Genomic DNA, 16,454 nt, shown 5'->3' with positions numbered 1-16,454 from the left:
GGCGGGGGGAGGGGGGAACCGCCAGGGGGTGGGGGGCAAAGCGGCCAACGTGGGGATGTGGCCCCGGGTGATATCTGGCCTCGGCGCGATCGCCGGGTGCAGAGGCCGGAAGCTGAGATCACCACCAATCCTTCACGCAGTCTTTGCAAACCTTCGACATTCTTGAGCAGGGTTCGCGAGCGTCCTTCCCCTGGTTGCACAAGGGGCGCCGCCAGCCGGGCCACATGCGATTGGAACGCTTGACCGTCAAAGGAGTGATGGGTGACCAGCCTTGTCCGCGCGCGCCTGCGCGCCATCTCGATGCGCTCGGTTCGCGAGCGCCTGTACCGCTTCTTCAGGCAGCCAGCGTTCGCGCTCGGTTGCATGGCCATGCTCGCCGTCTCCGCGGCGCATGCCCAGGACTACAGCGGAAGCCCCGCCGTGGCTCCGCGGCTGGCGCAGCGGCAGGCCGTTGCCAGCGCTGCCGCGACTGCGACAGTCAATGTGACCGGGCTGTGGCATGGCAACCTGCAGGCGCCTGGCGATGCAACCGCCGCGGCATGGGAAGAGGAGTACGACCTGCGGCAGGACGATAGCGGCAACGTCACCGGAACCCGGAAGACGACGCCGCAGGCGAACGGTGCAACCAACTGGTACACCTGGTCCGTCACCGGCACGGTGTCCGGCAGCACCTTGACCTTGAGCGATGCGTCGGTGGTTGCGCGGGGTTCCGGCACGAATACGCCTTGCCAGACCACGTCCACTCTCAATGTGACGGCGGACGGGGCCAGTTTCAGCGGCGCCTGGACGGCGGTGACCGGTTGCAAGCCGGGCACGGTCAGCGCCGTTCGCTTCGGCGGCGACGTGGCCAGGAATCTCGGCAGCGGCGCGCCGTGCGATGGCGGCCTGGGTTCGCCGGGCGGCGGCAGCGGCAGCGGTTCCGGTGCGAGTGGCAATGCCAATGGTTCGTCCTGCGCCGAGGCCATGGGTTCGCCCAAGGTCGGCGATCCGATCGATGCCGGCACGGGCAGCTACTACCTGCAGGAAGATGACTACACCGCCAGCTACTGGCTGACCTTCCGCCGCTTCTACAACAGCAGCGGCGCGGTGGCGCCAGCCAATCTCGGTTTCCGCTGGCGCCATAGCTTCGACCGCTCGCTGCGCCTGATCGGCACGCCGGTGGCGACCATCATCATGCTGCGGCCGGACGGCAAGCAGGAGACGTTCACCAAGTCGGGCAGCGCCTGGGCGACGGATCTTCCGGTGGACCAGCTGGCGGAAATCCGCGACGGCCAGGGCGTGCTTACCGGCTATTCGGTGTTTATCGGCGGCAGCCGCGAAACGGAAACCTATGACAGCACCGGCAAGCTGATCCAGGTGCTTGGACAGGATGGCCAGGGCATCACGCTGACCTACAGCACGACGACGTCGACGTACTACCCCCGCTTGGGGCTGCTCAAGACCGTCACCGATTCCAAAGGCCGGAAGCTGACTTTCTACTACGACAGCTCCGCGCGCCTGAACTCCATCACGTTGCCGGACAATAAAACGCTTAACTACTACTACGTCACGGCCAGCAGCAACCTGGCCCAGGTGACGTATCCCGACTCCAACTATCGTCTCTATGGTTTCAACGAAGCCGCCTATATCGGGCAGACCAGCCTGCCCAATGCGATGACCGGCATCCAGGACGAGAACGGCGCGCGTTACGAGACCATCACCTACGACGACGCAGGCCGGGCAACGTCGTCCACCTTCGCCGGCGGCGTGGGCGCTACCCGGATTGCCTATAACGCCGACGGTTCCGCTTCCGTCACCTATCCGCTGGGTAATACGGTGAAGATCGGCATGTCGTCGGTCGCAGGGTTGGCGCGCGTCAGCTCCATGGACGCACCGTGCAGCCCCGATTGCGGGCAGCGCTGGAAGAGCCGCACTTACGACAGCCGTGGTTTTCCGGCGACGTATGTGGACTTCAAGGGTGTCACCACGCAGGTCACTTACGACCAGTACGGCTTGCTGCTGCAGACCGTCGAAGCGGTGGGCACCAGCGACCAGCGCACCACGACCACGGTGTGGGACAACCAGCTCCGGCGCCCGTTGAGCCGGCGCGTGCTGGATAGCCAGGGTCACGCGGTTGCCTCGACGGGATGGGCATACAACACGATGGGCCAGGTGCTGGCTTATTGCGAGATCGATCCCGGTGCGGTCTCCGCCGCGGGCTACATCTGTTCGAATACCGGCACGGCGCCGGAGGGCGTACGCCGTACCACCTATACCTATTGCACGGCCGTGGATGCCGTGCAGTGTCCGCTGGTCGGCCTGATGCTCAGCGCCACCGGTCCGCGTACCGATATCGCGCAGACCACGACCTATCAGTACTACCTCACCGACGGCACGCAGTGGCAGCACGGTGACCTCAAGTCAGTGACGAATGCGCTCGGCCAGGTCATTACCTTTGCTGCCTATGACAAGAGTGGGCGGCCCACGCGGACGGTCGATCCGAATGGGGTCATCACTGACCTGACGTACAAGTCCCGCGGATGGCTGCTCAGCCGCACGGTGCGCGCCAATGCCAACGGGTCGGCGTCCGCGAAGGATGCCGTCACCCAGTACGGTTACAGCAACGCCGGAAACGTCATCACCGTGACCGACCCGGACAATGTCACCGCCACCTACGGCTATGACTCCGCGCACCGCCTGACGCAGATCCGCAACGGCAACGGCGAGTATGTGAACTTCACGCTGGATGCGGCGGGCAACCGCATCAAGGAACAGGTGGCTAATGCCAACAACGGCGTCGTGACGCGGAGCCTGACCCGCTCGTACAACACCTTGGGGCAGCTTACGGGCGTGCAGGACGCACTCAATCGCAGCGTCATGAGCGCGGCGTATACGGACAGCTACGACGCCAACGGCAATCTGGTGCATGCGGCCGACGGCTTGAATGTCCAGCTCAAGCGCGACTATGACGCTTTGAATCGCGTGGTGGGTGCCACCGAGGATTTCAACGGCAGCGATCAGGCGACGCGCAATGCGCAGACGGTGTATCAGTACGACGCGCTCGGCAGGATGGCGGGCGTTGGCGATCCGGATGCGCTGAACACGCTGTACGACCATAACGCGTTTGGCGATCAGGTCGGATTGCATAGTCCGGATACGGGCAATTCCAGCGCCATCGTCGACAAGGCGGGTAACGCCATTTCGGTGACTGACGCGCGTGGCGTCCAGGTCGCCCAGACGTTCGATGCGCTGAACCGGCGTACTTCGGCGACGTACCCGCAGGCGGCCGACAATGTCGCCTGGTACTACGACGAGGCCGATAGCGTTACGGGCTGCACAGGTTCGTACCCCATTGGCCGTCTGACTCGGGTGGTGGAAGCCAACGTAACCACGACCTACTGCTATGACGTGCGCGGCAACGTGGTGCGCAAGAGCCAGACGCAGGGCACGCAGACGGATGTGGTGGCTTATACCTATACCCTCGCCGATCGGCTGGCGACGCTCACTTATCCCAGTGGCGTGGTGGTCACCTATACGCGGGATATCGTCGGAAGGGTGCAGTCGGTGGCGCTGACGGCTGCTGGAACGACGAATACGATCGTCTACTCAGTCACCTATATGCCGCTCGGCCCCATAACGAGCTACATGCTGGGGAAGATCGGCTACAGCAAGCAGGTTACGCGCACCTACGACGCGAATTATGCGTTGACCGATGTTGTGAGCGCGCCGCTCAACCTGCATTTCGCCAGGGATGTGATGGGCAATATTACGGCGCTTGGCGATGTGGCGGGGGCCAGTCCGGCTACGGAGACGTATCGCTATGACGCGCTGTATCGGTTGAATTCCATCAATGATGCCACCGGCACGGCGATCGAGGCCTACACCTATAACAAGACGGGTGATCGCCTGAGCAAGAGCGCCAGTGGTCTCGCTACCGGCACCTATGGGTACCAGAGCGGTACGCATTGGCTTACCAGCATCGGCAGCAGCGCACGCACCTATGACGCCAACGGCAATACCACCGGGAACTCTACCGGCGGCGATGCGTTTGGCTATGGCTATAACGGGCGCAACCGGATGACGGTGGTGCAGCGGAATGGCCAGACTGTGGCCAACTACAGCTACAACGCGATGGGGCAGCGGATTGCGAAGGCGGTGACGGCGCCGCAGGTGGTGGCCGAGCGCTTTGCTTATGACGAAGGTAGCCAGCTGCTGAGCGAGTACGGCACGACGAATCGCGACTACATCTGGATGAATGGGCTGCCGGTGGCGGTAGTCGATGGTGTTGGGGCGACGGCCAAGGCGAGCTATGTGACTGCGGACGGGTTGGGTACGCCGCGGATGGTGAGGGATGATTCGGGAGTGGTGCAGTGGCAGTGGGCCTACCAAGGCAATGCATTCGGGGAAAAGCAGCCTACTTCAAGTAGCGGGTACCCGTTCAATTTGCGCTTCCCTGGACAGTACAGTGATGCCGAGGCTGGATTAAACGACAATATCAATCGCGCTTACGATTCCGCCACGGGGCGTTATCTTCAGAGTGATCCGATTGGCTTGGTGGGTGGGGCGGATACGTATGCTTATGTCTCCAATAATCCGCTTGTGAGTGCCGATCCCAGCGGACTAATTGTCAAGGTTGTGGAGGGTGATCCAAAAAGGGCTCGCACTTTAATGAACGCATACGCCGAGTTAAATAGGCGATCCGAGACGGCTCGTAGCATAAATGCCGATCTCGAGAAGTCTCCCATTGAGTACCAAATAAGGTATACGAGCGATCAGGCGATAGCTAACGGATATTGTCCCTCTCCTGACTATAAGGGTTGCGAGGGGTATAATCATGCCGTACTCATTGGGATGGGTGACCTTCCGTTGATTCCGACAACTGCTGGGATGCAGACTATTTCCTTGCCTGTACTAATCGGACATGAGCTAGGTCATGCTTGGGGATATCAGGACAATAATACCCAGAAGGATCCGTTAGGTGACAATGTAAGAATGATTGAGAACCCTATTCGACGCGAAATGGGGTTGCCGCTTCGAACCCGCTACAATCCGGACTGCCAAAAATGAAAAAACTAACCGTTATTGGATTAGCGCTGATCGGGCTTTCATCTGGTGCCGCTGCGATGGAGGATCTCAAAGCACCTTCTGAGCAAAGCGCTTTGGTTTGCTTTATCGATTTTCGAGTCGGTCTAGCAATTGGGCGCAATGAAGAAGAGATCGGTAGTAAAGGTCCTTGCCGTTACACGATTGACAAGAAAGTATTTCGCTCCATGCTTTTGCCGAGAAAGGATTCGGAATTTTATCAGAAGAGTAATGTGCGGGCGAAAATCATTTACTCGCCCACCGAGGTGTATTTTATTGACGCTAATGGTGTGGTGAGGTTTGGTGACCATAAGTTCGTCGTGAATAAGGACGAATTTACGAAATATGTGAAAGATATACATGGCAAATGAGGTGCCCTGGATACTGGCTGCGTCCACGGTATCGGGACCAGCAACGGAGTCAGATTCGGGCAGCTTCGATAAGGGGGGGAGGTAGTTAAGCACGCCTCCATCTCAGGCATTTACCACGGCAACGGGGTCACAATTTCGCCGCCGGGGTCAATAAGCACATAAGTGCCCATCCCCGGCGATAGCGAGGAGTGTCCACCCGTCTTGCCGCTGACCGCCAGCCGGTGTGTTGCCGTAGGCGCCAGGATCGCGCCAGTCACCCTTCTGGTTGGAGCCGCATGGCGGCTCCGATGTACCCAAACACTCAGTGGTCATCGCGGAGTCCGTCCAGGTGCGCGTCGTGCGTCGCACAGAGTCTCGGGCTGGTGGCTCGGTCCGCGTGCGGTCCTGCGTCCAACACGGGTGCCGACGGTCGCGACCTTTCAGAGTGGCTGGCTCAAAGGCCATACCCCGTTTCCGGCCTGCGACCGTCAGCATGATCATCGGAAGGCATGGATCGGATCGAACACCGTATCCTCCTGCAGCATGTGATAACAGGCTCTGGCCAGCTTGTGTGCAACGGCCTTGATGGCAACGACACGATGTCTGCGTGTGCGTTCGCGCTCATACCAGCGATGGATCGGCGGGTGATAACGGACGGCATAATTAGCTGCTTGGCTGCGGCCGTTGCCAGGTGTTGTCGGCGGTCAATGTGGCGGATTGAGTGGCTTTTGGCGCATCGCTCCGGCCGGTCCCTCACCCCAGCCCTCTCCCCGGAGGGGAGGGGGAGTCCGGAGGGTGTCGCGAGGTTGGGTTGTCGTCATTCCGGCGCAGGCCGGAATCCAGTGGCGATCGTGCCTGGTGTTCGCGAGGGCGTTTAAAAAGCGGGCCTTTGAAGGCAGGCACTCCATGCGGCGCCTCGCTACTGGATTTCGGCCTGCGCCGGAATGACGGGTGGGGGTGGGTCACCTCGTGGGTTCTGTTTCTTGTTGTACCTGCTGCCATTGCATGCGCAGATGCGCCTGCGTTGCGCAACGCGCACCCATGTCGATAAACGCGCCGATGCCTTCCAGCATTACCGGCAGCCTCTGCATGTCAGCGATGCCCCGCTCGTGGGCCAGTTCGGCCAACAGGTGAATCGCGTTATAGGCGTAGCGCAGCCACTCGGTGGCGTCGTTCAACAGGGCGTCCGGTCCCGCTTCAGGATCGGAGTAATAAGTGGCGTGACGGACTATCCATGGTTCGCCATAGATATTCATGAGCAACTCCTTGCCAGGCCAAGGCGCCCATCGATACGCCGCCTCGCGCGCTTGCTGCAACCGTTCACGCAGCTACTCATTTCGACTCAATCCGCCTGGAATCGCCGGCATCGCCTCCACGATTGTGGTCCAATTAACCGCGTCCAGTCTCATATTCGGGATAAGGTGTCATCAGCATGGGTTTGCGCAGTATCCCAACGCTCGCACTTCCGTACAAAGCCGCACTCGTCGTACTCCCGGGGCTCGATGGACTGGCCTTGCTGTCGGCGGCGTTTGCCGAGTCCATGGGGGCTGCGTTCGAATCCGTTGTGTCGATTTCATATCCGCCTGACCAGGTGCTTGGATACGACGAGCTCGAATCCTTTGTACGAAACGACCTGCCGAAGGAGCTGCCTTATGTACTCCTTGGCCAGTCGTTCTCCGGCCCGGTCGCTATCGCCATAGCTGCCTCCAGGCCGCCCGGGTTGGTTGGTTTGGTGCTCTCGACAACGTTTTCGAAAAGCCCCATGCCCTGGTTGTCCCCGTTAGCTTCGCTCACGCGCTTTGCGCCTGTTCGCCCGATGCCGCACGCGCTGCTGTCATGGGTGCTGCTCGGGCGCTGGGCCACTCGAGAACTTGACGAGGTACTCAGGGCATCGCTTCAGGCGGTCAGCTCTTCGGTGCTTCGTTTCAGAGGTGCGGCTGCACTGAGGGCCGATGTCTCATCTCGTTTGGAGGCGATATCGATACCCGTCTTGTATCTCAGGGCGAGCGATGATCGACTGTTTTCGCGGTCTGTGAGCGCGCACGTGCTTGCTGGCATTCCACATGCCGAAGTCGTGGATATCCCAGGTCCTCATCTTCTGTTGCAGGCCGCTCCGGCGGAATGTGCCAGCGCTATCGCCAGATTCGTTTCCGGGCTTGCTTCGGGGGTGGAGTAGGCCGGGGTGACGGGTGCGGAGCGGTTTCGGGTTGTTGGTGCTTATTGCCGGTACGCCGCTTCACACGCGATCTGCAGCTGCTCCGGTAATAGGGGCGGGTGACGTTAAATCTCATTAATGGTGGTGATCCGATAGCAGTGACGGATCCGACCTTGGATGAGTTTAATTCAGACTATTTTTCCGAAACTGATATGAAAAATAGTGCGAAGGCCGCCGGGATAATAGATGGGTGGATTTCCTATCTCGGAACGCCAAGTCAACAATTCTTTTACTATGACGCGCACGTGGGTGAGCAGCTTCCACTTAAATAATCAAGGGGCGCTATATGAAATGTCTATCCATACTCACGACTTTCTTGTTATTTGCGAGTCTCGGCCATGCAGAGGGTTCGGGAGCTTCAAAGATTCAACTTGATCCCTATCGATCTCAGGCAATATTCAACGCGATTGATAGATTTAAGTTGGATGGATACATGTCGAGCGGATATCAGATTGTGATCAACAGTAGGCCCGACGGCATCGAGATCGTCTTCTTTGCTCAAATCAAGGATGGCGATGAATTGGCAATGGGATCTCCTCCGGGCAAGCGGGAGGTGCACTATCTGATGGATGCAAAGGGGCAACAGGTTCTGAAGCGGTCCTTCGGGCGGTAGGTGTTCATCGAACTGGAAATATGGACGGTGACGTTAGATGCTCCGTACCTGGAAGAGATATCGAGCTATGAGTACTTTCAGCCATTGCTGCGAATCTATGCGGATTGCTTGCGACGATCCTGATTATCCGGTGGTTTTCAAGGCAAAGTTCCGTGAGTACGCAATAAAAAATACTGGATGGTGGAACAAGCTCTCTTGTAATTTCGTTCTGTCCATGGAGTGGAGACAGGTTGCCTGAAAGTTTGAGAGACGAGTGGTTCCGGCGTTTGGAGGCACAAGGCATCGATCCAGGTGAGGATCCAGTTCCGTTGGAGTTCCAGAGCGAGGAATGGTATTCAAACTAAAGAATCGACAAGGTGTGGACTGGGACGGGCGATGTTAGATGAGTTGCCCGTCAACCCACTGCTCTCACTTCGTTCTTGCCTGATCTAGCATGCTTGCCGGGTCCTGATCGAGATAGATGGCGGAAGCTGATGAAGACTATTGAGGTGGAGCTTCTTACAGACCCAGGTAATAACGCTGTTATGCGGCTGCCAGGCAGGAAGGGCGCGGGCGTGCTGGTGCAAGGGGACACGCTAAGGAGTCTGTTGGAAACGGCAGCCTCTGTCAGGACCTTGGCTGGAGGTGGTTCGGAAGAGTTGAAGGCCGAGGCCGAGGCTCTTGAAGAAATGCTGGGTGACATCTACTCGTGGTACGAGTTGGCAATCAGGGATGACAAGCCGTTCTGCTGACAAGGACCGTGATGACCATCGAAGATGACCGCGTCGTCGACTCGCTTGGAATATCCAAGTTGGACCGGAAGGCAGTCCTTCTGATTTCCGATCATCTCGATTGGGAGGATGAGGAGGGGCATGTTCGCCTGTTCGAGCGCAAGATTTCCTGCTATCTCGATTTCATCCGATCCGGCCAGATCTTTGAGTCGCTTCCCGACGCAGTGGGCTTTCCGATTCGTATCGAATTGGTGCAGCAGTACAAGCCTAGCGAGAGCGCGTTGCGCATTCTCAATGCCGCCAAGCAGCAGTTGGGCGAGATGGGATATGAATTCTCGTTTCATCCTCTTCCCGCCGGTTATCGCCGACCGTCTTGAGTGAGTGTCCTGGCCGGAATATCTCGGGCAGAATTTTTTTGGCCAACATCGAGCGATGCCGCTGCCTGCCCTGAGCGCAAAGATCGCCAGACTCCTCAGCACCCTCCTCAAGGCGGCATCACTGCTGACGGTCCTGTTCGCCGATCTGTACGTGGCTTACCTGACACAAAAGATGAAAGCGCAAAGCGGCATCTCTTCAGGATTTCGTATCAATCCGGCAAGTAGGTAAGGCTGGGGAACCCCAACATGCGATGGTCGTCGCATTGTTGGGGTTCGCTTTGCTCACCCCAACCTACGCTGGCGGTGGTGTGGTTTCGTGCTGTAACTGCAACCACTGCACCCGGCCATGCGCCAGCATCGCGCAACGCGTGCCCATGTCGATAAACGTCGCGATGCCTTCCAGCATTACCGGCAAATGCTCCGTATCGACTTCGCCGCCTTCGCGCGCCATCCCGGCCAGTACTCGGATGGCGTTGTAGGCGTACTGCAGCCACTCCGTGGCGTCGTTCAACAAAGCGTCCGGCCCGGCGTCGGGGTCGGAGTAATAAGAGGTATGGCGGACCATCCACGGTTCGCCGAAAACGTCGTTCATAAGCAGCTCCTTGCTATACGCCGCTCCCGTTCCGAGAACGGCACGTCGCCAGAACAGCACGGCGTGCCGCGACCATACGGACTCGGGATTGACCGACGGCCTGGAAGGCAGGCGCCGGGCGGCTTGATTGATGAAGTGGGTTGCGGCTTCGGTCGCTTTCGCCGTTGCACGAGGCAACGCGCCGGGTTTCGCGGCTAGGATTTATTACCTGCGAAAACTCTTAGGCCGCGGTTCTTCAACCGTGCCCGCGGTAGATGCGGACGGCCCGATTAGTCGGAGGATGTGTCGCCTTGGGGATCAGCGAGCGCGCGAGTGACGTATGATCTGGCTTAGCCATGATCAACTCCTGGGGTTGGTGATGGTTAGCGGGTCAGGGGTGTCTCACCACCCTTGGCCCGCGCTCTCACGACATTGCTGCCATGGTTGCCCGCGACGCGCATCGAAACCACAGCGCGGGCAACGCAAACACGCTAGCAGAGCAATTTAGGGTTGTCTGTAGGGAGAATCCGATTTGTAGCGCCGTCATTCCGGCGTAGGCCGGACGAGCGCGCAGCGCGAAGAACGTCCGTAGGGCGGCCCCGAAGGGGTGAGCGAAGCGAATCATCCAGTGGCGACAGCGCTCGATTGTCGCGGTAGCGTCAACAGCGCGGCCTTGAAGCACGTCGCTCCATCTAGCGCCCCGTTACTGGATCCCGGCCTGTGCCGGGATGACGGTGTTGTGGGGCTGCGATAGCTGGGTGGGTTCTATCTTCGATACGCCGCCTCACGCGCCTGCTGCAACTGCTCACGTAGATACGCATCGCGACTCATGCCGCCAGGAATCACCGGCATCGCCATCACCGCCTCGACGATCCGCCGTTCATCCTGCTTGTAACGCTGAAATTGCGCATCGGCCGCCAACTGCTGCAACCACGCCTGGTTCGCCTGATCCGCCTGTGCGCGGAACTGCTCGCCCAGCGCGTTGAGCGCATCGGCCTGCTCCTGCGGATCGTCCACCGTCACCCGCACCAGGGCGATCTGCAGGTTCATCGACTCGCCCGCGCTGATCGAACGATCCGCCTCGCGCTGGCGCAACTCCTCACGCAAGGTGTCCGCCTGCCGTTGGCGCGCCACCGGATCCAGCGAACGTGCGCGAGCGAAGAAATCGTGCACGTCGTCGCCAAAACGCTCGCGTTCCCGATACTCGCGTACCACCGCACTGTCCGCCATCGCCGCCACCGGTGGCGGCGCAGCTACCGTTGCAGCGGCACGCACCGGTGCCGCCGGATGCGGCCCCGGCCAGGCAAGCCAAAGCCCGCCCAAGCCGAGGCCACACACAGCCACAACGGCAACCACAGGTTTCATCCGTCTCACCTCACAACCCGTTACTGAGCAACTGATTCACCAGCACATACAGCGGATTCACCGGCTTCGCCCGGTCCGCCGCATCGCTGGCCTCCGAGGCGTGCAGTACGCGCCCCTGTCCATCCAGCACGTTGTTGATAAAGTCGATCAGCTCCAGATGCTGATCCTGGATATCGCCATTGCGCAGATCCACGATGGTGGTGCAGTGGCTCTCGTTGAGCGAGCGATACTGCGGGAAATAACCGCCGAAGTTATTCAGGCCATCGGTGGTCTGGCGCAGCCGGCTGGTGTCGATCGCCCACAGCTGGTGAATCAGCCGCTCCTTGGTTGCCTCGTCCGGCGCATTGGCGATTTCCGGATAGAAGCGCTCATACGAATAGCTGGAGTAATTGAGGTCTTGCCAGAAATGCGTATGGCCCAGGCGGTCGTTCGGAAACTCCGCGGACAGCGCGGGATAGATGCTGCCCATATCGCTGCGATCGAACGTGGGCAGGTAATGCTGCAGAGTATTCAGCGGCCCGTTCGCTGCATCCAGGCCCCAGGCCTGGCGGATCTGCGCGAACAGCGGCGCGGACGGATACTCCGTCGAACTGCCGCCCGCCGGTGCCGAGAAGATCGGCCCGGAATCATCGAGCAGGAACGAACGCGGCGAACCCATATCCTTGCGGCGTGCCGCATAGTTGGTAAGGCTGCCGGTGCCGCCAGCGCTGCAACCGGTGGAAAGCATCTGGCCGGGCCGCGGCAAATGATCCTTCAGCCACGCCAGCATCGCGCGCTCATTGCGCAGGCCGTTGTGATGCCAGATCAACGGCTCATGCTGCCCGCTCGGATCCGGATACACCGCCACCCGGTCGCCCGAATAGATGTCGCCGGTGCAATACGGCGCATAGACGATATTCCACTGCTGCGTCTTCAATGGCTGCAATTGCGGCGACTCGCCATTGAGCAGATTCACCAGATCCAGCAGATTGAGCCGCCCCACGAACGGGCTGACCAGCAGCGCGCCCGGGTTATTGATGGTCATGTAGTTATCGGGAATGCCATTAGGGTTGCGCGCACCGCGAATACCCGACTGGCCGGTGCAACTGCCGTAATCCCAGCATGCGCCGCCGCCTTCCATATAGACCACGGTATTGGTGGTCTGCGCACTGCGCAGCAGGAAGAATTTATACGGCGAACCATTGCCGCAGATCGCCCCGGTTTCCGGCGCCAGTTGAATGGTCTGCCATTGATCAAAAGCACCGGGCTTGAAGCCATCGGCAAAACCCGCCGGGTTGCTCAATAACGGGTAAGGCCCCAATCGCTGATCCGGCGTCACCGGATGATCGGCCTTCGGCGGGCTGATCAGATTGAGCAGCACCTGCAGCGGCGTGTAATCGCCTTCTTCGGCGTGCAGCACGGGCGCGGCATTGCAAAGCAGAAAGCCGCCCAGCAGGGCAGCCAAGGATGTGCGGCGTAGGGACATGTCGGCTCCTCCGAATCCAATCGGCACGAGATACGTGGGTCACGATCGCGTAATGCCCGGTGGTTCACCGGTACGGGCCATGCTCCCCTGGCCCGATCGACGGAGCAGACGCCTTGCGGCGGCACGCCACAAGCAAGATTGCGTGAAAACCGGGCAGGTCGGCTGCATTGCCCCCCGCACTTGTCCGGCTTGCCCCCCCGCGCAGCTCAGTCGCCGGCGTGGCGTGCGTTCTGCGGCGGCATGCCGGTCCAGCGTTTAAACGCACGCCTGAATTCGCGCGGGTCGCTGAAGCCGATTTCCGAACCGATCTCCGCCACGCTCAACTGGCCGGCGCGCAGCAGTTCCAGTGCGCGTTCGGCGCGCACGCGGTCGTGGATCTCGCGGAAGATGCGGCCGCTCTCGGCCAGCTTGCGGCGCAGCGAGCGTTCGCTGAGGTTGAGCGTGCGCGCTACGTCCAGCAAACGTGGCTGCTGGCGCAGGCGGCTGCGCAGCAGGCGTTCCACCGCGGCGACGATTTCCTGGTGCGGCTCGCCGCCATCGGGCGTCAGCTGCTGCGCGCACAGCGCGAGCGCCTGCTTCGCGGTGAGCGGATTGTGGCCGGGCAGCGGGCGCGCCAACCACGGCGTGCCGATCAGCAGGCGGCATTGCGGCGTGCCGAAGCGCACTTCGCATTCGAACAGTTCTTCGTACGCGCGCGCGTACGCCGGGCGCGGATAGCCGAACTCCGCGCGCACCGGGCGCAACTCGGGGCCGACCAGTTCGCGCGCAATCATCAGGCAGCTGGCGAACAGTTCCTCGCAGAAGAACGGCAGCAATTCGGTGTCGCCGAAGCGCGGCCACGCCACCAGCGCCACTTCGCGCTCGCTGAGCTGCTCGAAGTTGAGTTCCAGCAGGCAGCCGCAGATCTTGTGGTGGGCGATGCCGGCGAGCATGGCGTCGCCCAGCGTGCGCGAGGTCATCATGGCAAGGCCCAACAGGCCGAAGCCGCCGATGGTGCCTTCGCGGCCGATGCGCAGGCCGGCGTCGGGCACGTCCAGCGCCTGGAGGGCGCGGCGCGCGAACAGGCTGGCCTGGCGGTAGGAAACGCGCAGCGCGGGGTCGGCGATCTGGGTGCGGCTGAGCGCCAGGCCGGCGAACCAGGGACGGCTGTCCACGCCCAGGGCGTCGGCCATCTGGGCCAGGTAAAGCAGCTTGTTCGGCGGGAACTCGGCGGCCGTGTAGCGCGGGTCGTCCGCCAGCAGCGGATGCGCCGCGGACGGCGCCAGGCCGGCCAGGGTGGCGGGACGTGCCATCGTGCCTCGTGCTCCCCACGGTTGCCGGCGGCGGCCGGCGCGGAAGGCGTTTCTATAGCACGCACGGCAGGCCGGTGCTTGCGCGATGCACAAACCTTTGGCCCGCCTGCCTATTGTGATGGGACAAGAACCGCTGTGTGATGGGCGCTTGCCCCTGCCGGAGCCGAGCATGCGCCCGTCCCACTTCCATGCCCGCCACGCCGCGTGGCTGTTCGCCGCCGCGCTGGCCGGTTGCGCCGCGCCCGCCGCGAAGACCCCCATGCCTGCCGCGCAAGCAGCAAAGGGCTATCTCGCCGACCCTGCCGCCCTGCACATGGCCGAGGTGCTGCCCGCCGCGCCGAAAGCCGGCTCCGCGCGCTACGAGGCGGACCGCCAGGTATTCCGCGACACCCGCAAGCTGGAAGGCACGCCGCGCTGGGCGTTGGCCACCAGCGACGTCAACCTCGAAGTGCCCGACATGCTGCGCGACTTCAGCTGCGCGATGGGCGTGACGATGGACCCCGCGCGCCTGCCGCGTCTGGCTGCCTTGCTCAAGCGGGTGGACGAGGATGGCGTCCGCGTCACCGACCCGGCCAAGCAAGCCAACCAGCGCCAGCGCCCGTTCCTGATCGACGAAGGCGCCGTCTGCCAATCCAAGGACCGCCTGCGCCGCAGCTTCGACTATCCGTCCGGGCATGCCACCTGGGGCTGGACGGTGGGCCTGATTCTCACCGAGCTGGCGCCGGACCGCGCCAACGACGTGCTGCTGCGCGCCCGCTCCTTCGCGGACAGCCGCGTGGTGTGCGGGGCGCATAACTTGAGCGCGATCCAGGCCGGCCAGATCAATGGCTCGGCCATCGTGGCGCGGCTGCATGCGGAGCCGGCGTTTCAGGCGGATATGGTGGCGGCGCGGGAAGAACTGGCGGCGTTGCGTGCGGCGGGCACACCGGTGGACGGCGGGCAGTGCGCGGCGGAACATGCTTTGATTGAGCAGGCGCCTTATTGACGAGCGCGCGCGATCCGCGTTTGAAGACACGCTGACAACTGCATCGCGCATCAGGGAGGAAGCGTCTTGGGCAAGCGCGTCGATCGGCAGGGCAAGGCGCTTTCGTCCATGCAGAAGGGAGGCCTGCGCGCGGCTCCGGACTGGGCTAGAAAGTCCGAGTTGGTCAAGCTCGGCCCTTTGAAGAGCGGGGTGAGGAAGCCGGCGGTGCTGGCGCCGCCGGTCGCCGTGAAGCCGATGGCCAAGGTATCCGCGTCGGCGGCGGCAACGCGGGCCGCGGCGGCGCAAACGATCACGAAGCTCCACAGCCCGCCGGCGGCAAAGCCAACCCTCGCACCGGTAACGGCAACGGCAGCCGCAACGCCGCCGGGCGCAGTTGCAGCCGCAAAGCCGATGTTCACCCGCAAGATTCCGCGCAAGCCGACCGCCGCGCAGCCGGCGTCCTCGTCCAGTTCATCGACGCCGGCGGCGTCGGTGGTCAAGCGCAAGCCGGACGAGCTGTCCTTGATGCTGCCGACGACCAAGAAGGCATCGACCATGGTGCCGACGGTCAATTCGAGCATGGCGGCGGCGAGCAAGAAGGCCACCAAGAAGGTTGCCAGGAAGCTGTCCCCTTGGCGGGCTGGGTCGAGGAAGCCGGCGGCCGCCGCTGACGGCGGCGTGCCGCCGGCGGCAAAGCTGCCGGCTACGCGGCGCAAGCTGCCCAAGCGTCCGCTCGATCCGGTGGTGGCCACTTTCGCGCCGCGCAGCACCGGTGGGCGTTATCGGAACGCCGCGGAACGCGATGAGGCCCGCGCCGGCGCCGGGACGATCGGCAAATCCGTGCACGCGTTCGAGCGCCAGGCACGCAACATGCGCAGGGCGTGGCGCAACAGTGAGAACAAGGCGTCCGTTTCCGTGGACACGCCCTATGGCCCGGTCACCCTTTCCAAGTTTCCGACGCGCGACCGCGGGCCGAAGATCAGCACGACCAAGGAGGATTATGGCAACGCCTCGGTGGGCCATAAATATTCGGAGCTGGTCGACGCCTTCGTCGGCGATACGGCCGCGGGCGGGCGCAAGGCGCGAGAGCAGGCGGTGGCGCGCGAACTGCTGGGTGCGATCAAGACCGGCAAGCGGCCGGCTGACGGAGCGATCGCCGATGGACGGCAGTCGAATGCAGCCGCCAAGTTCATGGCGATCATGACGATCTCGGAGCCGGAGCGCGTGGGCGGTTCGAGCAAGCACGGGCGTTCCGTGCTGCGCGCGGTGGAAGCCGGCGACTTGTCGTTCCACGAAGGCTTCGTGGGCGACGAGCGGCAACCGCCGCGTTTTCTGATGGCGGAAACTCCGAATACCGCGCGGCGTGCCCTGGGCAAGGGGAGCTTTACCCGAGCCCGTCCGCCGGCGGGCTTCTATCCTGGCAAGGACCCGCATTTCTCCGACAGCAGCGACGACGACACCTGACGCATCC

14 protein-coding genes are annotated in these 16,454 nt (G+C 62.0%); 9 read left to right on the top strand and 5 right to left on the bottom strand.

Annotated features, from left to right (window positions below; genetic code table 11):
- The first annotated feature begins 261 nt into the window (after positions 1 to 261).
- Positions 262 to 5,046: an RHS repeat-associated core domain-containing protein gene (locus FHW85_RS11245; protein WP_168648293.1), complete on the top strand. Its 4,785-nt coding sequence runs from the start codon at positions 262 to 264 to the stop codon at positions 5,044 to 5,046.
- Entirely contained in the window at positions 5,043 to 5,432 is a 390-nt protein-coding gene (locus tag FHW85_RS11240) for a hypothetical protein (protein WP_168648292.1), read from the top strand. The genes FHW85_RS11245 and FHW85_RS11240 overlap by 4 nt, the downstream gene beginning before the upstream one ends.
- A gap of 941 nt (positions 5,433 to 6,373) precedes the next feature.
- On the opposite strand, the gene FHW85_RS11235 is transcribed toward FHW85_RS11240, so the two are convergent.
- Positions 6,374 to 6,667, bottom strand: a complete 294-nt coding sequence (locus FHW85_RS11235; RefSeq protein WP_168648291.1) for a hypothetical protein — start codon at positions 6,665 to 6,667, stop codon at positions 6,374 to 6,376.
- Positions 6,668 to 6,843: 176 nt separating this feature from the next.
- Between FHW85_RS11235 and FHW85_RS11230 the strand changes: the two genes are divergently transcribed.
- The 5 genes from FHW85_RS11230 to FHW85_RS11210 all read left to right on the top strand — a co-directional run bounded on the left by FHW85_RS11230 (position 6,844) and on the right by FHW85_RS11210 (position 9,555).
- The gene (locus FHW85_RS11230) at positions 6,844 to 7,587 is read left to right on the top strand and encodes an alpha/beta hydrolase (protein ID WP_168648290.1); all 744 of its coding nucleotides are present in this window, start codon (positions 6,844 to 6,846) and stop codon (positions 7,585 to 7,587) included.
- Positions 7,588 to 7,912: 325 nt separating this feature from the next.
- Positions 7,913 to 8,239: a hypothetical protein gene (locus tag FHW85_RS11225; RefSeq protein ID WP_168648289.1), complete on the top strand. Its 327-nt coding sequence runs from the start codon at positions 7,913 to 7,915 to the stop codon at positions 8,237 to 8,239.
- Positions 8,240 to 8,712: 473 nt separating this feature from the next.
- Positions 8,713 to 8,970 (top strand): hypothetical protein, encoded by a 258-nt coding sequence (locus FHW85_RS11220; protein WP_168648288.1) that lies wholly within the window; start codon positions 8,713 to 8,715, stop codon positions 8,968 to 8,970.
- 11 nt (positions 8,971 to 8,981) lie between these two features.
- Positions 8,982 to 9,326, top strand: a complete 345-nt coding sequence (locus FHW85_RS11215; RefSeq protein ID WP_168648287.1) for a DUF6572 domain-containing protein — start codon at positions 8,982 to 8,984, stop codon at positions 9,324 to 9,326.
- 4 nt (positions 9,327 to 9,330) lie between these two features.
- Positions 9,331 to 9,555 (top strand): hypothetical protein, encoded by a 225-nt coding sequence (locus FHW85_RS11210; RefSeq protein WP_168648286.1) that lies wholly within the window; start codon positions 9,331 to 9,333, stop codon positions 9,553 to 9,555.
- Between the two features lie 63 nt (positions 9,556 to 9,618).
- Here FHW85_RS11210 and FHW85_RS11205 read toward each other — a convergent pair whose 3' ends face one another.
- From FHW85_RS11205 to FHW85_RS11190, 4 genes are all read right to left on the bottom strand, one after another.
- Complete coding sequence (locus tag FHW85_RS11205; protein ID WP_168648285.1) at positions 9,619 to 9,918, bottom strand: hypothetical protein; 300 nt, start codon at positions 9,916 to 9,918, stop codon at positions 9,619 to 9,621.
- Between the two features lie 744 nt (positions 9,919 to 10,662).
- On the bottom strand, positions 10,663 to 11,262 hold the full coding sequence (locus FHW85_RS11200; RefSeq protein WP_168648284.1) for a hypothetical protein: 600 nt from the start codon (positions 11,260 to 11,262) through the stop codon (positions 10,663 to 10,665).
- 10 nt (positions 11,263 to 11,272) lie between these two features.
- On the bottom strand, positions 11,273 to 12,727 hold the full coding sequence (locus FHW85_RS11195) for a pectin acetylesterase-family hydrolase (protein WP_168648283.1): 1,455 nt from the start codon (positions 12,725 to 12,727) through the stop codon (positions 11,273 to 11,275).
- A 206-nt stretch (positions 12,728 to 12,933) separates the two neighbouring features.
- Complete coding sequence (locus tag FHW85_RS11190) at positions 12,934 to 14,019, bottom strand: AraC family transcriptional regulator (protein WP_167253557.1); 1,086 nt, start codon at positions 14,017 to 14,019, stop codon at positions 12,934 to 12,936.
- 169 nt (positions 14,020 to 14,188) lie between these two features.
- Between FHW85_RS11190 and FHW85_RS11185 the strand changes: the two genes are divergently transcribed.
- Together FHW85_RS11185 and FHW85_RS11180 are read left to right on the top strand one after the other, a co-directional pair.
- A complete protein-coding gene (locus FHW85_RS11185) occupies positions 14,189 to 15,004 on the top strand; it encodes a phosphatase PAP2 family protein (RefSeq protein ID WP_168648282.1) in 816 nt (271 codons plus the stop codon).
- Between the two features lie 66 nt (positions 15,005 to 15,070).
- A complete protein-coding gene (locus FHW85_RS11180; RefSeq protein WP_168648281.1) occupies positions 15,071 to 16,447 on the top strand; it encodes a hypothetical protein in 1,377 nt (458 codons plus the stop codon).
- The last annotated feature ends 7 nt before the right edge of the window (positions 16,448 to 16,454 follow it).

The sequence above is a fragment of the Dyella sp. SG609 genome, from assembly GCF_012275375.1.
In the GTDB taxonomy this organism is placed as follows: Bacteria; Pseudomonadota; Gammaproteobacteria; order Xanthomonadales; family Rhodanobacteraceae; genus Dyella_D; species Dyella_D marensis.
Note: the sequence above shows the minus strand (reverse complement) of the source record. Positions and strands in the feature narration are given on the sequence as shown.

Bases quoted from the DNA above. Each gene is read 5' to 3' on its own strand.
- FHW85_RS11220 (WP_168648288.1), top strand. From the start codon at position 8,713: ATGAAGACTATTGAGGTGGAGCTTCTTACAGACCCAGGTAATAACGCT.
- FHW85_RS11185 (WP_168648282.1), top strand. From the start codon at position 14,189: ATGCGCCCGTCCCACTTCCATGCCCGCCACGCCGCGTGGCTGTTCGCC.
- FHW85_RS11240 (WP_168648292.1), top strand. From the start codon at position 5,043: ATGAAAAAACTAACCGTTATTGGATTAGCGCTGATCGGGCTTTCATCT.
- FHW85_RS11230 (WP_168648290.1), top strand. From the start codon at position 6,844: ATGGGTTTGCGCAGTATCCCAACGCTCGCACTTCCGTACAAAGCCGCA.
- FHW85_RS11200 (WP_168648284.1), bottom strand. From the start codon at position 11,262: ATGAAACCTGTGGTTGCCGTTGTGGCTGTGTGTGGCCTCGGCTTGGGC.
- FHW85_RS11215 (WP_168648287.1), top strand. From the start codon at position 8,982: ATGACCATCGAAGATGACCGCGTCGTCGACTCGCTTGGAATATCCAAG.
- FHW85_RS11235 (WP_168648291.1), bottom strand. From the start codon at position 6,667: ATGAATATCTATGGCGAACCATGGATAGTCCGTCACGCCACTTATTAC.
- FHW85_RS11195 (WP_168648283.1), bottom strand. From the start codon at position 12,727: ATGTCCCTACGCCGCACATCCTTGGCTGCCCTGCTGGGCGGCTTTCTG.
- FHW85_RS11190 (WP_167253557.1), bottom strand. From the start codon at position 14,019: ATGGCACGTCCCGCCACCCTGGCCGGCCTGGCGCCGTCCGCGGCGCAT.
- FHW85_RS11205 (WP_168648285.1), bottom strand. From the start codon at position 9,918: ATGAACGACGTTTTCGGCGAACCGTGGATGGTCCGCCATACCTCTTAT.
- FHW85_RS11225 (WP_168648289.1), top strand. From the start codon at position 7,913: ATGAAATGTCTATCCATACTCACGACTTTCTTGTTATTTGCGAGTCTC.